This window comes from Komagataeibacter sp. FNDCF1 (assembly GCF_021295335.1).
Lineage (GTDB): Bacteria > Pseudomonadota > Alphaproteobacteria > Acetobacterales > Acetobacteraceae > Komagataeibacter.
This window is the reverse complement of the sequence record NZ_JAIWOT010000001.1, coordinates 1432818-1449165: the sequence shown is the minus strand read 5'-3', so window position 1 is coordinate 1449165 and position 16348 is coordinate 1432818. Positions and strand designations below refer to the sequence as shown.

13 protein-coding genes are annotated in these 16348 nt (G+C 64.0%); 8 read left to right on the top strand and 5 right to left on the bottom strand.

From position 1 onward, the window contains the following. Positions 1–6 precede the first annotated feature (6 nt). The 7 genes from LDL32_RS06855 (at position 7) to LDL32_RS06825 (ending at position 4885) form a co-directional block, all read left to right on the top strand. Complete coding sequence (locus tag LDL32_RS06855; RefSeq protein ID WP_007399646.1) at positions 7–1026, top strand: DNA-directed RNA polymerase subunit alpha; 1020 nt, start codon at positions 7–9, stop codon at positions 1024–1026. A gap of 33 nt (positions 1027–1059) precedes the next feature. After that, a complete protein-coding gene (rplQ, locus tag LDL32_RS06850; protein ID WP_034933165.1) occupies positions 1060–1485 on the top strand; it encodes a 50S ribosomal protein L17 in 426 nt (141 codons plus the stop codon). Positions 1486–1652: 167 nt separating this feature from the next. Then, positions 1653–2696: an ABC transporter substrate-binding protein gene (locus LDL32_RS06845; protein ID WP_233065478.1), complete on the top strand. Its 1044-nt coding sequence runs from the start codon at positions 1653–1655 to the stop codon at positions 2694–2696. Beyond that, positions 2693–3457, top strand: coding sequence for an ABC transporter permease (locus LDL32_RS06840; protein WP_233065475.1), 765 nt, complete (start codon positions 2693–2695; stop codon positions 3455–3457). The genes LDL32_RS06845 and LDL32_RS06840 overlap by 4 nt, the downstream gene beginning before the upstream one ends. Before the next feature lie 12 nt (positions 3458–3469). Further along, the gene (locus tag LDL32_RS06835) at positions 3470–4282 is read left to right on the top strand and encodes an ABC transporter ATP-binding protein (protein WP_233068753.1); all 813 of its coding nucleotides are present in this window, start codon (positions 3470–3472) and stop codon (positions 4280–4282) included. Between the two features lie 108 nt (positions 4283–4390). After that, the gene (locus LDL32_RS06830; RefSeq protein ID WP_233065472.1) at positions 4391–4648 is read left to right on the top strand and encodes a hypothetical protein; all 258 of its coding nucleotides are present in this window, start codon (positions 4391–4393) and stop codon (positions 4646–4648) included. Between the two features lie 60 nt (positions 4649–4708). Further along, entirely contained in the window at positions 4709–4885 is a 177-nt protein-coding gene (locus tag LDL32_RS06825; protein ID WP_007399653.1) for a DUF1328 domain-containing protein, read from the top strand. A 59-nt stretch (positions 4886–4944) separates the two neighbouring features. Here the strand turns inward: LDL32_RS06825 and LDL32_RS06820 are convergent, their stop codons facing one another. The 5 genes from LDL32_RS06820 to LDL32_RS06800 all read right to left on the bottom strand — a co-directional run bounded on the left by LDL32_RS06820 (position 4945) and on the right by LDL32_RS06800 (position 15857). Continuing rightward, the gene (locus LDL32_RS06820) at positions 4945–6459 is read right to left on the bottom strand and encodes an efflux transporter outer membrane subunit (protein WP_233068751.1); all 1515 of its coding nucleotides are present in this window, start codon (positions 6457–6459) and stop codon (positions 4945–4947) included. 59 nt (positions 6460–6518) lie between these two features. Continuing rightward, entirely contained in the window at positions 6519–9815 is a 3297-nt protein-coding gene (locus LDL32_RS06815) for an efflux RND transporter permease subunit (protein ID WP_233065469.1), read from the bottom strand. Next, entirely contained in the window at positions 9812–12988 is a 3177-nt protein-coding gene (locus LDL32_RS06810; RefSeq protein WP_233065466.1) for an efflux RND transporter permease subunit, read from the bottom strand. Before LDL32_RS06810 ends, LDL32_RS06815 begins: the two co-directional genes overlap by 4 nt. A 67-nt stretch (positions 12989–13055) precedes the next feature. Then, on the bottom strand, positions 13056–14294 hold the full coding sequence (locus tag LDL32_RS06805) for an efflux RND transporter periplasmic adaptor subunit (RefSeq protein WP_233065462.1): 1239 nt from the start codon (positions 14292–14294) through the stop codon (positions 13056–13058). Positions 14295–14471: 177 nt separating this feature from the next. Further along, a complete protein-coding gene (locus LDL32_RS06800; RefSeq protein WP_233068750.1) occupies positions 14472–15857 on the bottom strand; it encodes an MFS transporter in 1386 nt (461 codons plus the stop codon). Positions 15858–16043: 186 nt separating this feature from the next. On the opposite strand from LDL32_RS06800, the gene LDL32_RS06795 reads away from it, so the two are divergent. Further along, positions 16044–16346, top strand: a complete 303-nt coding sequence (locus LDL32_RS06795) for a CsbD family protein (protein WP_233065459.1) — start codon at positions 16044–16046, stop codon at positions 16344–16346. Positions 16347–16348: the final 2 nt, after the last annotated feature.

Here is a 16348-nt window from a genome sequence, read left to right as displayed (position 1 = left end):
ATTACCTTGGTCCTCCAGAAAAACTGGCAATCCCTGATCAAGCCGGAAAAGCTGGAAGTCGAACCGGGGGCGGAACCTTCGCGCATTGCAACCGTCGTGGCAGAACCGCTGGAACGCGGCTTTGGCATGACGCTGGGCAATGCGATCCGTCGGGTTCTGCTGTCGTCCCTGCAGGGGGCTGCGGTTACGGCAATCCAGATTGACGGCGTGCTGCATGAATTCTCGTCGGTGGCGGGTGTTCGTGAAGACGTGACCGACATCGTGCTCAACATCAAGCAGCTTGCGCTGCGGATGCATGGTGAAGGCCCGAAGCGCATGGTGCTGACGGCCACGGGCCCCGGTGAAGTGCGTGCCGGCCAGATCCAGACAGGTCATGATATCGAGGTCATGAACCCCGATCTCGTCATCTGCACCCTTGATGAAGGGGTGAAGTTCGGGATGGAGTTCACCGTGAACATGGGCAAGGGGTATGTTCCTGCGGCGGCAAACCGCCCGGAAGATGCGCCGATCGGCCTGATCCCGGTCGATGCCATCTATTCCCCCGTCCGCCGCGTGTCCTACAAGGTCGAGCAGACCCGTGTGGGTCAGGTGACCGACTATGACCGCCTGCTGCTGACGGTCGAGACCAATGGCGCCGTAACGCCTGAAGATGCCGTGGCGCTTGCCGCGCGTATCCTGCAGGACCAGCTCCAGCTGTTCATCAACTTCGATGAGCCGCGCACGGTCCGTACGGAAGAGCCGCAGGACGACCTGCCGTTCAACCGCAACCTGCTGCGCAAGGTTGACGAACTGGAACTGTCGGTGCGTAGCGCCAACTGCCTGAAGAACGACAACATCGTCTATATCGGTGATCTGGTTCAGAAGACCGAGCAGGAGATGCTGCGTACGCCGAACTTCGGCCGCAAGTCGCTCAACGAGATCAAGGAAGTCCTGACCGCCATGGGGCTTTCACTGGGTATGAATGTCCCGGCCTGGCCGCCGGAAAACATCGAAGATCTGGCGAAGAGGCTCGACGAGCCGTTCTGACCCTCCGAACCGGATAAAACAGGAAATTACATCATGCGTCACGGTGTTGCCGGCCGTAAGCTCGGCGTTACCTCGTCCCATCGACTGGCCATGTTTCGCAACATGGCTGTCGCCCTGATCAAGCACGAACAGATCACGACCACCCTGCCCAAGGCGAAGGAACTTCGCCCGGTTGTGGAAAAGCTGATCACCCTTGGCAAGCGTGGCGACCTGCACGCCCGCCGCCAGGCTTTCGCCCAGCTGCGTGACGACAAGATCGTGTCCAAGCTGTTCGCCACCGTGGCTGACCGCTACAAGACGCGCCAGGGTGGCTACACCCGCGTGCTGCGTGCGGGCATGCGCCATGGCGATGCGGCCGACATGGCCGTGATCGAACTGGTTGACCGCGATGTGTCGGCCAAGGGTCAGGACAGCGGTCCGCGCCCGGAAGCTAACCATGAAGAAAACCTGGCTGCCTGAGGCAACCCGGTCTTTTCAGGAAAACCCGGCTCATGCCGGGTTTTTTTGTGTCTTTTTTCAATCCAACACTATTTTATCGTTATATAGCGGACCAAACTGGATTACATATGTTTTTGATAGTGTATTAATCCATGCATTCCTTACGCGTAGCAGACAGGGCTTTTGCCATGATCGTATCCCATTTCAGGCGTGTATTACGTCGCAGCCTTTATGCCCTGACCGCAGCCCTGGCCCTGTGCGGAAGTGCCCGGGCCGCCACGGTGCGTGTGGGCTATATTCCGGTTATCGGTTCCGCACCGCTTTTTGTCATGCAGGGCCAGAACTGGGCGCGGGACGCGGGTATCGACATGCAGCTTGTCCGCTTCCAGTCCGGGCCGCAGGCGATACAGGCGCTGGTATCGGGCAAGATCGATGCCTATGTGGCGGGTGTCCTGCCATTGCTGCAGGCCCGTGCCCATGGTGCGGATGTAAAGGTCGTGGCCAGTGCCGCGACCGAGGAACTGGAGGTCGTATCGCGTGGCGCATTGGCGGCGGACCTGCCCGAGCAGCCAACCTTGCTGCCCCCCGATGCGCTCCGCCAGCGGTTTGCCGACTTTGCGGCCCGGGCCGGCCACAAACCCAAGATCGCGGCCCAGCCCATGGGGTCGGTGCCCGACACCCTGCTGCGCTACTGGCTGAAGGCACGCAACGGACTGGACCCGGCGCAGGTGGCTGATATTGTCGGGATCGATATCGATGCCGCGCAGCAGGCTTTCCTGGCGGGTGCGGTGGATGCGGCCATCCTGCGTGAACCCGCGCTGACCATCATCCGCCATCGCATGCCGGGCATGCGGGTTCTTGCATCCGGGCACGATCTCATGCCCGGCCAGCCGGGTTCGGTCCTTGCCATCCTGAACGGGGACGCACCCGACCGCGCGGCATGGAAGACCGCTTTCATAAGCAGCTTTGTCAAGGCAACGCACCTGCTGGCAACGGATCCCGAACAGGCCGAACCCTATGTGCAGCAGGCCCTTGGCGGTGGCATGCTGCCCAAGGACATCATTATCGAGGCGCTGAAAGCCTCTGCTTCGGGCTTTGTCTCCGATCCGGCGCGGATTGTGGACGCGGTGGGCCAGTTGCAGGAATTCGAGGTCCAGAGCGGTCTGCTGCGAAAGGCCGAGCCGGTCGCCGCCCTGTTTGACCTGGAGCCATACAGGCAGATCGCACAATGATCACGCGGCGTTCCGTGCTGCTGCGCCCGCTGCTGGGCGCGGCGGGTCTCGTGGTGCTGTTTGGCGTGTGGGAGGCCTCCATCCGGCTGGGCTGGGTGCCTTCGGGCCTGCTGCCCGCGCCCACCAGCCTCGGGCCGGCCTGGCTGGATGAAGTGCGCAGCGGTGCATGGACCCAGGCCATACGTGACAGCCTGACCCATTACCTGACCGGCCTGCTGGCGGGATCGGTACTGGGCACGCTGCTGGGTCTGCTGTGCGGCGCGGTCCCGCTGCTGGACGGGTTGCTGTCTGGCGTGGTGCGGGTGCTGCGGCCCATTCCGGGGCTGGCATGGGTGCCGTTCGCCATTCTGTGGTTCGGGCTCAATACGGCGGGGGCGACGTTTGTCATCGCCATTTCGGTATTCTGGATCAATTTCTACGCGGCTTACGGGGCCGTGCAGTCGATTGACCCGGACCTGTATGAAGTCGCGGCCTCCTTCGGGCACGGTGGCTTCTGGGCCCGGCTGCGCACGGTGGTGATACCGGCTTCCGCCCCTGGCGTGCTGGCGGGGTTGCGGACGGGGCTCGGGCAGGCCTGGATGTCGGTGGTGGCGGCGGAACTGTTTGGCGTGCCGGGTATCGGCGCGCGGATGATGCAGGCATCCAGCCTGCTGGCAACGGACCTGGTGGTGGTCTACATGCTGACCATGGCCCTGCTGTATGCGCTGACCGATACGCTGTTCATGCTGGTGCGCAAGAGACTGCTGGGCTGGCAGGGATAAAGACGGGTGGGAATGAAGAGTGTGGTGACACCGGCCGGCACGGCGGATGTGGTGGTCAGGCTGGAAGATATCGGTCTGTCCCATGACCATGGGCGCAGCTTTATCCTGCGGCATGTTGATCTGGAAATCCGGCGTGGGGAATTCGTGGCCCTGCTCGGGCCATCGGGTGTGGGCAAGTCCACGCTGCTGCGTGTGATCATGGGGCTCATGCCACCCGGCGAGGGGCGGGTGCTGCTGCAGTCGACACCCGCGACTGTGCACCGGCCCGCAGCCATGGTGTTTCAGGATGCGAAGCTCATGCCGTGGCGCAGCGTGCTGCGAAATGTGGAACTGGGGCTTGAGGGGCTTGGACTGGACCGGACCGCGCGAAGGGAGCGCGCCATGGCGGCGCTGGATCTGGTCGGGCTTGCAGACAAGGCGGACCGCTGGCCACGCCAGCTTTCGGGCGGGCAGCGCCAGCGCGTGGGGGTTGCCCGTGCCCTGACGGTCGAGCCGGACCTGCTGCTGATGGACGAACCCTTCGGCGCGCTGGACGCGATTACCCGTGCCGCGCTGCAGGATGAACTGCTGCGCATTCATGCCCGCACGCATGGTACGGTGCTGTTCGTGACCCATGATCTGGATGAGGCACTGGTCCTGGCGGACCGGGTCATCATCCTGGCCGGCCATCCTGCCGGGCTGCGGGGTGACTTTACGGTTGGCCCCCGCCCGCGTGACAATGCCGCGCCCGGCATGCGGGCGATGGCGGAACGCATGAAGCGGCTGATCGGGGGGGAAGAGGACCCCGGCGCGGATGCGGCCTATTGGCAGGCGTCGGAGATATGATAAGGCTGTCCCATCGGGCCTGCTGCCCCCGGGCATGACAGCAGGGCAAACGGGGCAGGGTGCGGCGTACCGCCTTTCCCCCCAACTGCACGCAAGGGAATACAGAACATGACGATCCCCCCCAATCTCGAATCCCATCTGGAGGAAGGTGTTGGCCGCCTGCAGGATGGCCTGGACGGTCTTGGCGGCAACTCCGGCGCACCGTTCTCGGCACGGATGCAGGGCGCTGGCACCATGGCGCAGCAGGGGATGGGCGATATTCTGGATACGGTGCGCGACATGACGGCGGACCGTCCGCTGCTGGCCCTTGCTGCGGCATCGTTCCTGGGGTTTGTCGTAACCCTGTTCATGCGGCGGCGTGCGTAAGGCAACATATGGAATGCTGGCGCGTTAGACTGGCATGACTGATATGCAAGGACAGATACCATGCTGAAACTGGCACTGTTTTTTCTGATTGTTTCGCTGATTGCCGGTGTATTCGGTTTCAGTGGTATTTCCGCCGCTTCGGCCGGAATGGCGAAGATACTATTCTTCATCGCAATCACCATATTCGTGGTGGTGCTGCTGATCGCACTGTTCACAGCCCGATCGCTATCCGGCTGAAGCCTGTCCTGTTACGAAAAACCCCCTGCGGCCATCCGGCCCAGGGGGTTTTTTCATGCCTATCTGTTCGTATCCTTCTGGATGAAGGATGGCAGGAGCGGGTTGTCCTTCTGCAACGATTTCTTGGAGGGCAGGCGGGAGGCATCCCATCCACCCCCAAGCGCCTGCACCAGGCTTACGCTGTCCACCATGCGCTGCTGCTGGATGCCCAGCAGGGTCTCGGCGGATGTCAGGGCCGAGTTCTCGTTGGTGATGACGGTTGTATAGATCTCGGTCCCGGCCTGGTACTGGTTGAGCGAGACTTCCACCGTACGGTTGGCAAAATCCAGTGCCTTCTGCTGCTGCAGTGACTGCTGGGACAGGATGCGCAGGTTGGACAGCGCATCTTCCGTATTCTGCAGCGCGGTCAGTACGGTCTGGCGGTAAGTGGCGACCGCATTGTCGTACTGGGCATTGGCTTCATGCACGGCGGCGGTGCGCGACCCGCCCGAGAACAGGGTTTCGGTTGCGGCGGCCCCGAGCGACCAGACACGGTTGGCAATGCTCATGAGCGAGGTGACCGGATCACCGCCGCTCTGCTCGTAACTGGCGTTGATGGTGACATCGGGATAGAACGCCGCCATATCCGCGCCGATCTGGGCATTATACTGCTCCATCGTGCGTTCGGCTGCCGCAATGTCGGGGCGGCGCTGCAGCAGGTCGGCAGGCACCGTGACCGGAATGGGCGGCACGACGCGTGTCAGGGGGGCGGGTGCGATCGACACATCGGCGGGCGGCTTGCCGATCAGCACGGCAATCGCATGTTCGTACTGTGCCCGGTTGATCCCGGCCTGAACAAGGGAGGCCCGGTTCTGCTCCAGCGTGGTGCGCGCCTGCAGTACGGCGGTGGGATCCGCCGTGCCGGCCTCGAACTGGTTCTGGGTGATCTGCAGCGCCTGTTCATTGAAGTGTACGTAGCGTTGCAGCAGGTCCGTCAGGCTGTCCTGATAGCGCATGTTGAAATACGCCGTGGCAAGCTGCGCCTGATAGGACAGGGTGGCATTGGCCAGATCGGCGGCGCTGGCCTGGGCTGCGGTGACCTGCTCCTGCACCTGCCGGCGGATCTTGCCCCACAGGTCCAGATCCCAGCTGGCACTCGGCCCCAGGTTATAGGTGTTGTAGGTCGTGCCCTCCTTGGCGAAGTTGCTGCCCGAGGAGGACAGCGACCCCGCCCCGTGGCCCGCACGGTTGAAGCCAAGGCTGCCGCTTATGGTGGGAAAGAGCTGCGCGCGCACGCTGTCGATCATGGCGCGGGCGTTGCGGTAGCTGGCCTCGTATTCCTTGATGTTCTGATTGGAAATCGCAACCTGCGCCTCAAGCCCGTTCAGGATGGGGTCGTTGTAGATCGTCCACCAGTCATGCTTGGGCAGTTCGGCCATGGCCGGGTTGGCGTTCTCCCATCCGGGTTCGGGGCGCAGTTCCTTGAACCGTGTGGACACGATGGCGGTGGGGCGGTGATATTTCGGCCCCACCATGCATCCCGCAAGGACCATGAGCGGCAGGGCCAGAAATGCCGGGCGCAGCGCATGGCCCATGGTGCGGGGCAGGCGGGTGGTGGCACGGGCGGGGGATGGCGGGGGTAATGTCATCCGGTTCAGGAATCCTGCTGGTGGGAAAGACGATGGCGTCGGGACAGCCGCCCATACAGCCGGTTGAAATATGCGCGGCAGGCCACCCCCATATGGTCGAGATAGAGATAGACCACCGGCGTGGTATAAAGCGTCAGCGCCTGGCTGACGAGCAGCCCGCCCACGATGGCGATGCCCAGCGGGCGGCGCAGTTCGGAGCCATAGCCATGACCGAATATGAGCGGCAGCGCACCCAGGGCTGCGGCAAACGTGGTCATCATGATCGGGCGGAAGCGCAGCAGGCAGGCCGTGCGGATGGCTTCAAGCGCCGTATGGCCCTCGTCACGCTCGGCGGTAATGGCGAAATCCACCAGCATGATGGCGTTTTTCTTGACGATGCCGATCAGCAGGATCACCCCGATCATGGCAATGAGAGAAAAGGCCTCTCCAAAGAACTGCAGCGCCAGCAGCGCCCCCACCCCGGCGGAGGGCAGGGTGGACAGGATGGTCAGCGGGTGGACATAGCTTTCGTACAGGATGCCAAGCGTCATGTACACCGCCGCCAGCGCCGCCAGGATGAGCAGTGGCTCGTTATTGACCGATTTCTGGAACTGCGCGGCATTGCCCGCAAAATTGCCCTGGATGTTGGCGGGCATGTGCAGTTTGACCGCCTCTTCATTAAGGATCTGCACCGCCTGGCTGAGCGGCACGCCATTGGTCAGGTTGAACGATATGGTGGTGGCGACGGACTGGCCATCATGGTTGATGCTCAGCGCGGTCTTGGTCGGCTTGAGTACCGAGACCAGTGTCAGGGGCACCATGCTCTCCGAACTGGTGGACACGGCAGACCCGGTGGAGGCACTGTTGCCCCCGGCCAGCGTATTGGCCACCTGGTTACGGAATGACTGTGCGCTCAGCTGCGATGCCGTGGTGCCGGAATCGGTGCTGACGCGGATGGTGTTGGACTGGGTGCCACCCCCCGCCGTGCCACCCGCCACACTGACCCAGACCTGCTTGAGCGTGGTCGGGTCCTGCCAGAAACGGGGCTGAACCTCCATCACCACATGGTACTGGTTGAGCGGATTGTAGATGACCGAGGCCGAGCGCTGGCCATAGGCATCATACAGCGTGTTGGAAATGAGCTGCGGGGTTATGTTGAGACGGCTGGACGTATCGCGGTCCACCTGCACATCCAGCGCCGAGCCACCCTGCAGCACGTCCGAGGAGACATCGGACAGTTCGGGATGCTTCTGCAGCGCCGAGACCAGCAGCGGGGTCCACTGGTACAGGTCTTTTGATGAGTCGGACTGCAGCGAATACTGGTAGGCCGCATTGCTCTGCCGCCCGCCAATGCGCAGCTGCCCCGGTGCAGAGGCATAGAACGTCGCCCCCACCATGTTGCGCAGCCGCCGCCCGATGCGTGCGATGGTCAGTGCTGGTGTGTCATTGCGCTGCGACTTGTCCTTGAGCGTGACAAACAGGTTCGCCTGGTTGGCGCTGCCCCGCCCGCCCATGAAGCCCATGACATGGGCCACGTCCCGGTCCGTGATGATGGCCTTCTGCACGGTGTCGATCTTGCCCTGCATCGCCTGGAAGGAAATGGACTGGTCCCCCATCAGGTGGCCCATCAGCATGCCGGTATCGGATTCGGGGAACAGGCTCTTGGGCATCTTGATGAACAGCCCGACCATGATGGCAATGGTCAGCGGCAGTGACAGGATGGTCAGCCGCCGGTGGGTGATCGCCCATTCCAGTGACCGGGCATAGCCCTGCTGGGAGGCGACCAGCCCGCGTTCCAGCCACTGGCCGATCCGCCCGAACACCCCGCGGGAGGGGGCAGGTTCATGCACGCGCAGCAGGCGGGATGTCATCATGGGCGTGAGCGAGAGCGACAGCACCATGGAAATGACGATGGTAATCGACATGGTCATGGCAAATTCATGGAACAGGCGCCCCGCCACCCCGCTCAGCAGCAGGATGGGCAGGAACACCGCGATCAGCGATACGGTGATGGACATGACCGTGAACGCCACTTCGCGCGTGCCCAGCAGGGTGGCCTGCACGCGGTCCATCCCGGCTTCCAGATGACGGCTTATGTTCTCCACCACCACAATCGCATCATCCACCACGAAGCCGGTGGAAATGGTCAGCGCCATGAGCGACAGGTTGTCGATGGAGTAGCCCATGAACTTCATCGCGCCAAAGGTGGTGATGATGGATGCGGGCACCACGATGGCGGGGATGATGGTAATGCGCGGCGAGCGCAGGAACAGGAGCACCACCAGCACCACCAGCCCCACCGACAGCACAAGTGTGAACTGCGTATCCGCCAGTGCCGCGCGGATGGTGGTGGAGCGGTCCATGAAGGCGCCAAGGTCCACATCCGTCGGCAGCGCTTCACGCAGGAGCGGCAGCTTGGCGCGTATCTGGTCGTTGGTGTTGATGATGTTGGCCCCCGCCTGCGCGAAGATGATGGCCAGCACCGCGGGCCTGCCATCCACGTACCCGGCGTTGCGCAGGTCCTCCACGCTGTCGCGCACGGAGGCCACATCCTCCAGCCGGACGGGGCGGCTGTCATGATAGGCCACGATCAGGTCACGATAGGCCTGCGCGTTATGCACCTGGTCGTTGGTATCCAGGGTGAAGCGGTGGTCCCCCTGGTCAATGAAGCCCTTGGGCGTATGGGCGTTGGCGGAAGCAAGGGCCGCGCGGATATCCTCGAAGCCGATGCCGAATTTGTACAGCGCCAGCGGGTTCATCTCCACCCGCACGGCGGGCAGCGAACTGCCCCCGATCTCGACCTCGCCCACCCCCTGTATCTGCGAGAGATGCTGCTGCAGCACGTTGGACGCCAGGTCATACAGCTGCGAGGCCGTACGGGTGCGTGACGTCAGCGCCAGGATCATGACCGGCGCGCCGTTGGGGTTGGCCTTGAAATAGCTCGGGTTCTGCCGCAGCGAGGAAGGCAGGTCGGCATGCGCTGCCTGCAGCGCCGCCTCCACGTCACGCGCGGCGCCGTTGATATCGCGGTCGAGCGAGAACTGCAGCGTGATGCGCGCCTGGTTGGCGGATGACTGCGATGTCATTTCCGTCAGTCCGGCAATCGCCCCCAGATGCCGCTCCAGCGGGGCTGCGACCGAGCTTGCGATTTCCTCGGGCGAGCCACCGGACTGGCGCGCCTGCACCTGTATGACCGGAAAGTCCACATTGGGCATGTCCGCCACCGGCAGGGTCACGTAACCCAGCACCCCCCCCAGTATCAGCGCAACGGTCAGCAGTATGGTGGCAACCGGCCTGCGGACGAAGATGGCCAGCGGGTTCATGCCGAAGCCTGTGGCCCGGGCAGCCCGTCCTTGCCACCCTGATCCGCCCCGCCGAAGCGGCGGGCCAGCTTCTGGCTGATGCCATCCATGACCAGGTAGATGACAGGTGTCGTGAACAGCGTGAGCAGCTGGCTGACCGCAAGCCCGCCCACAATGGCAATACCCAGCGGGCGGCGCAGTTCGGAACCGGTGCCGGTGCCCAGCATCATCGGCACGGCCCCCAGCATGGCGGCCAGAGTGGTCATCAGGATGGGGCGGAAGCGCAGCAGGGCGGCATGGCGGATGGAATGCAGCGGGGTCATGCCCTCGACCCGCTCGGCCTCAAGAGCAAAGTCGATCATCATGATGGCGTTTTTCTTGACGATGCCGATCAGCAGGACCAGCCCGATGATGCCCATGACATCCAGCCCCGAACCCGTCACCCACAGCGCCAGCAGCGCCCCGATCCCGGCCGAGGGCAGGGTGGACAGGATGGTGATGGGATGGATGAAGCTTTCGTACAGGATGCCCAGAACGATATAGACGGCAATCAGGGCGGCCAGCACCAGCCAGGCTTCGTTCGACAGCGAACTGCGGAATGCCGCCGCCGTGCCCTGGAAGGCACTCTGGAAGCTGGAGGGAAGGTGGATGTCCTTCGCCGCGCGCTCGATCGCATCCGTCGCGTCACCCAGCGCGTAGCCCGACCGGACATTGAACGAGACCGTGGTGGCCGGGAACTGCCCCACATGGGTGATCAGCAGGGGGGCCGTATCCTGTGTCACGGTGGTGACGGAAGCCAGCGGTACCAGCCCCGATGTGGGTGAGCGGGTCGGGCCGGAGGTGCTTTCCCCCGAATTGCCGCTGATGCCGGGCAGGTAGATCTGGTTGAGCGAGGCCATGTCCTGCTGGAAGCCGGGCGTGGCCTCCAGGATCACGCGGTACTGGTTGGACTGCGTGAAGATGGTCGAGATCTGGCGCTGGCCAAAGCTGTCATACAGCACGTTGTCGATGGTCTGCGGCGTGATCGAGAAACGTGCCCCGGTGGTGCGGTCCAGATCGACATGCGCCACCAGCCCTGCCGCCTGCAGGTCCGATGTCACGTCCGTCAGGGCCTTTTCCTGCTGCAGGCGGGCAATGAATTTCGGCACCCAGGTGGTGAACTGGCTGTAGTCGGGATTTTCCAGCAGGAACTGGTACTGCGTGGCGGCGACCGATGTATCAAGCGAGAGATCCTGCACCGGCTGCAGGTACAGGTCGGCGCCTGCTATGTCCGCCGTTTCCGCGCGCAGGCGGGTGGCGACTTCCTGCGCTGTCGCACTGCGCTTGCCCACGGGCTTGAGGTTGATCAGGAAGCGGCCCTGGTTCAGCGTGACATTCTGCCCGTCCACCCCCACGAAGGAGGAGAGGCTGGCGACGTCCGTATCGTGCAGGATGCGGTCCGCCAGTTCCTGCTGGTGGCGCTTCATGGCGGAGAACGACGTGGACTGCGCCATGACCGATATGCCCTGGATCACGCCCGTGTCCTGCACGGGGAAGAACCCCTTGGGAATGATCACCGCCATGACACCGGTCAGCATCAGTGTCGCGCCAAACACGCCCAGCGTCAGCCTGCGGTGGCGCAGCACCACGTCCAGCGCGCGGCCATAGCCCTCGATGGTTGCGACCGTCCAGCGTTCGACCATGGCCGACCATGCGGGTTCGGCATGTTTCGTGTCGCGTTCATGCAGCAGGCGGGCGCACATCATGGGCACCAGCGTGAGCGAGACCACGGCGGACAGGATGATGGTGACGGCCAGCGTCATGGCGAATTCATGGAACAGGCGGCCTACCACATCGCCCATGAACAGCAGCGGGATCAGCACCGCGATCAGCGATACGGTCAGCGAGATGATGGTGAACCCGATCTCGCCCGCGCCCTTCAGCGCGGCTTCCATGCGGGTGTCGCCCATCTCGATATAGCGGGCGATGTTCTCGATCATCACGATCGCGTCGTCCACCACGAAGCCGGTGGCGATGGTCAGCGACATGAGCGAAAGATTGTCGAGCGAGAAGCCGAACAGGTACATCACCGCCAGCGTGCCCACCAGCGACAGCGGCACCGACAGGCTGGGAATGAGCGTTGCCGGCACGTTGCGCAGGAACACGAAGATCACGCCCACCACCAGCAGCAGGGCAAGACCCAGCTCGAACTCCACGTCCTCCACCGATGCGCGGATGGTCGTGGTCCGGTCGGTCAGCGGTGTTATGGTGATGCCGGGCGGCAGCGACTGCTGCAGTCGCGGCAGGGCATATTTGATGTTGTCCACCACCGCGATCACGTTCGCACCTGGCTGGCGCTGCACGTTCATGACCAGGGCGGGGGTGCGGTTGGCCCAGGCGGCCAGTTCCGTATTCTCGGGGCCGATGACTACGCTGGCCACGTCACGGATGCGCACGGGGCCGTTGTTCTGGTAGGCGATGACCTGGTTGAGCAGCTGGTCCACGCCCGAAATCTGGCCATCGATGCGCAGCGTGGTCGCGCGCTGCGGCCCGTCGAACGTGCCGGTGGGGGAATTGACGTTCACGTTGCCAATGGTCGTGCGCAGCGTGTCCAGATCAATACCGAACGATGTCAGCTTGGGAATGTTCACGCGCACCCGCAGCGCCTTGCGGTTCCCGCCCGAAAGCGTGACCAGCCCCACGCCCGAGATCTGGCTGATCTTTTCGGCCAGCCGGGTGTCGACATAATCCTCCACTTCCGTCAGCGGCATGGTCTTGGACGAAATGCCCAGCGTCATGACCGGCGTGTCGGCGGGATTGACCTTGGCATAGACCGGGGGGGCGGGCAGGTCGGTCGGCAGCAGCGAATTGGCCTGGTTGATCGCGGCCTGCACTTCCTGCTCGGCAATGTCCATGGTCATGGTCAGGCCGAAGCGCAGCGTGATGACCGACGCCCCGCCTGACGAGCGTGACGTCATCTGCTCCAGCCCCGACATTTCGCCCAGCTGTGTTTCAAGCGGCGCGGTAACGGAGGTCGCCATCACGTCCGGGCTGGCGCCGGGGTAGAAGGTCTGGACCGTTATGGTGGGGTATTCCACTTCCGGCAGTGCGGATACGGGCAGGAAATGGTAGCCCAGCAGGCCGGCCAGCAAAATGGCCAGCATGAGCAGCGTGGTGGCGACCGGACGATGTATGAACAGGCGGGACGGGTTCACGCGGCAATCTCCGGCGGCGTCTTGGGCAGGCATTCAGGCAGGGGGATGGACGTGGGGGGGCGCACGCCTAGCCTTTCTGTCCGGACGTGCCGTGGGCGGTGTCGGGGGCGGCATCGGTGGCGCCGGTCGCGGCGGGAATGGTGACCTTCACGCCGTCGCGGAGATGGTCCACGCCATCGGTCACCACGCGTTCGCCTTCCTTCACGCCATCGGTCAGTACGGTCATGGTGTTGTTGGCATGGCCGGTCTTGACGTTGCGGACCTCCACCGTGTCATCAGCCTTCACCACATACACGAACTGGCCGTTCGGCCCGGTCTGCAGCGCATTGGTGGGTACCAGCAGCGCATCATGGTCGGTGCTGACCAGCATGCGGGCGTTGACGAACTGGTTGGGGAACAGCTCCTCCTGCGCATTGGCGAAGATGGCACGCATGCGCACCGTGCCGGTGGAGGTGTCGATCTGGCTGTCCAGCACGCTGGCCTGGCCGGTTGCGATCCTGTTGAGATTGGCGCTGTCCCACGCCTCCACCGCCAGCGGCGTGCCCTGGCGCAGGCGGTCGGCCACGGGGCCGATGTCATTTTCAGGCAGGGTGAAGATGACGGAGATGGGCTGCATCTGCGTCAGGGTCACCAGCCCGCTGGTCTGGCCTGCGGTGATGTAGTTGCCCATGTCCACCGCGCGGATGCCCACGCGTCCGTCCACCGGGGCCAGGATGTGGCAGTAGGTGATCTGCAGCTTCTCGTTGTCGACCAGCGCCTGGTCGGCCTTGACCGTGCCTTCCAGCTGCTCGACCTTGTACTGCTGGTCTTTGGCGGTCATGGCGGCAACGCTGTTCTGCTGGATCAGGCGCTGGTAGCGCGCGTTGTCCACCTGTGCCGCCCGCAGCTGGGCCACGTCCTGCGCCAGCTGGCCTTCGTACTGGGCCAGAAGCACGTCATAGGGGCGGGTGTCGATCAGCGCCAGCAGGTCACCCTTGTGCACATGCTGCCCCTCGGTAAACAGCACCTGCATGAGATAGCCATCAATGCGCGACTGCACCGTGACATTGGTGATCGGCACGACCGTGCCCAGTTCCGTCAGCACCACGGGCATGTCGCCCCGGCCGATGGTGGCGACCGCCACGGGCTGGTTGCCGCTGGCAGCGTGCTTGTGGGTGCCGCTGCCCCCGTGCGGGCGCAGGAAGGCCACCCCCAGAATGACCGCCAGCGCCCCGCCGGCCAGATAAAGTGCGCGCCGGCTCGGACGTGGGCGTGGCGCGGCGGTGCCGGGGGCCGGGTTGCGTGACGGGGAGGGGGGAGTATCCATGCGGTCGGTTTTCTGCCTGCTGTTGGGGCGTTGCCCGTTGTGAAGGGACCGTTCGGTGTCACGGACCACTGCGGAACGGCTGCTCCCGCACCATATTGAAAAGCCTGTCAAATAGCCTAGTGAACGAATGTAACACCGTCATGGCGGGGCGGAAGGGGGAAATGGACAAATGTTTCATTACGGTTTTTTTTCATTTTCGCCCGCTCCATGCCCGCTTACGCTTGCCCCCGCATCACGTGACAGGCGAAGCAGCACCGGCAGCGCACCAGCCGCCACCAGCCCGCACAGGACAAAGGCCAGGCTGTAGTCATGCGCGCGCCACGGCGCGGGCAGCAGCCCCTGCGCCATGGCCAGGATGCCGGCCGCCATGCATATGCCCAGTGTCAGCATGGTCTGCTGGCAGGTGGCGTACAGGCTGGTCGCCGCACTCATCCGCGCGGGTGGCATGTCGGCATAGGCAATGGTGTTGTAGCCGGTGAACAATAGCGTCTGCCCCATGCCGTTAAGGCCAAGCAGCAGCAGGAGCCAGCCCGGCGCCATGTCCGGGCGCAGCAGTGCCAGCAGGGCGCACATGCCCGGCAGCACGAGACTTGCCGCGCACATGACACCACGGAAACCCAGCCCCCGGTATACATGCGAGACCACCAGCCGCATGGCCAGCGCCCCCACCGGCGCGATGAAGGTGATCAGGCCGCTCTGTGCCGCGCTGGCGCCAAGACGGGTCTGCAGCAGCGAGGGGAGAAGAAAGATGACCCCCGCCGTGGCGATGCGCGTAAGCCCCCCGGCCAGAACGGAAACGCGGAACGTGGGAATGCGCAGCAGCGACAGGTCGAGAACCGGGTGCACCACCCTGCGCGCATGACGGATATAGGACATGGCGGCAACGGGGGCCATCGCCAGCAGCCCCATGCCGCCCAGGCGGGCGGAACCGTCATGCGCCACCAGTTCCATGCCGAAGATCAGCCCCCCCAGCGCCGTGGCGGACAGGATGTTGCCCCACAGGTCAAACGGGGGCGGGCTGGCGGTCCTGCGCTGGGGGATGAACCGGCCCGCCAGCACGATGGCCAGCAGCCCGAGCGGGATGTTGATGTAGAAGATCCATCGCCACGACAGCCACGATGTCAGTACGCCCCCCAGGACAGGGCCGGCCATGGGGCCGATGGTGGCGGGCAGCATGACCCATGCCATGACGGACAGCAGTTCCGCCTTGGCCACGTTGCGCAGGATCACCAGCCGCCCGACCGGCACCATCATGGCCCCCCCGGCCCCCTGTACCAGCCTTGCCATGGCCAGCACGGGCAGGCTGTGCGCCCACCCGCATGCAAGTGAGCCGCACAGGAACAGCATGATGGCGCAGCGCAGGGTATGCCGGCTGCCAAAGCGTTCGGCCATATGCCCGGATGCCGGGATCAGCGCCGCCAGCCCCAGCATGTACACCGTAAGCGTGATGGAGGTTGCGGGAATGCCGACCCGGAAATCCTGCGCGATGGCGGGAAGCGCCGTGGTCAGCGCCGTGCCGTCAAGCTGTTCCATGAGCATGAGGCTGGCCACGATCAGCGCCATGAGCCTTTTGCGCGACGGGGGCAGGGGCGGCATGCCGGGAGCGGGATCAGGCAGTGCGGGGGCGACGGTCGTCAATGATGGCATGATCAGGCATGGTATAGCGGGTACGGAACCCTGCATGCCATCGTGGCGTTAGGGGTCCACGCTACACAACAGCGATATCCAGCTATTAACGGAGTGAAAATCATGGCGGACGACAAGGAAAAGGCATTTGGTGAAAAGGTCGAGGGTGTCCTGGATCAGGGCGTTGGCCGGGTAAAGGACGCGGCAGGTGGCCTGACGGGTGACATGGGGATGCAGGCCGAAGGCAAGATGGACCAGCTTTCGGGCATGGCGCGGCAGGAATTCGCCGATCTGTACGAAGAAGGCGAAGGCAAGGTCGAGCGTGCGGTGACCTTCGTGCGTGAGCGCCCGCTGTTCTCGCTGGCGATTGCGGGCGTGCTGGGCACGATCATGGGGCTGCTTTTCATTCCCCGCCGCAAGGGCTGATA

Bases quoted from the DNA above. Each gene is read 5' to 3' on its own strand.
- LDL32_RS06825 (WP_007399653.1), top strand. From the start codon at position 4,709: ATGCTGAAACTGGCACTGTTTTTTCTGATTGTTTCGCTGATTGCCGGT.
- LDL32_RS06795 (WP_233065459.1), top strand. From the start codon at position 16,044: ATGGCGGACGACAAGGAAAAGGCATTTGGTGAAAAGGTCGAGGGTGTC.
- LDL32_RS06805 (WP_233065462.1), bottom strand. From the start codon at position 14,294: ATGGATACTCCCCCCTCCCCGTCACGCAACCCGGCCCCCGGCACCGCC.
- rplQ (WP_034933165.1), top strand. From the start codon at position 1,060: ATGCGTCACGGTGTTGCCGGCCGTAAGCTCGGCGTTACCTCGTCCCAT.
- LDL32_RS06800 (WP_233068750.1), bottom strand. From the start codon at position 15,857: ATGGCGCTGATCGTGGCCAGCCTCATGCTCATGGAACAGCTTGACGGC.
- LDL32_RS06840 (WP_233065475.1), top strand. From the start codon at position 2,693: ATGATCACGCGGCGTTCCGTGCTGCTGCGCCCGCTGCTGGGCGCGGCG.
- LDL32_RS06830 (WP_233065472.1), top strand. From the start codon at position 4,391: ATGACGATCCCCCCCAATCTCGAATCCCATCTGGAGGAAGGTGTTGGC.
- LDL32_RS06820 (WP_233068751.1), bottom strand. From the start codon at position 6,459: ATGGGCCATGCGCTGCGCCCGGCATTTCTGGCCCTGCCGCTCATGGTC.
- LDL32_RS06845 (WP_233065478.1), top strand. From the start codon at position 1,653: ATGATCGTATCCCATTTCAGGCGTGTATTACGTCGCAGCCTTTATGCC.
- LDL32_RS06835 (WP_233068753.1), top strand. From the start codon at position 3,470: ATGAAGAGTGTGGTGACACCGGCCGGCACGGCGGATGTGGTGGTCAGG.
- LDL32_RS06815 (WP_233065469.1), bottom strand. From the start codon at position 9,815: ATGAACCCGCTGGCCATCTTCGTCCGCAGGCCGGTTGCCACCATACTG.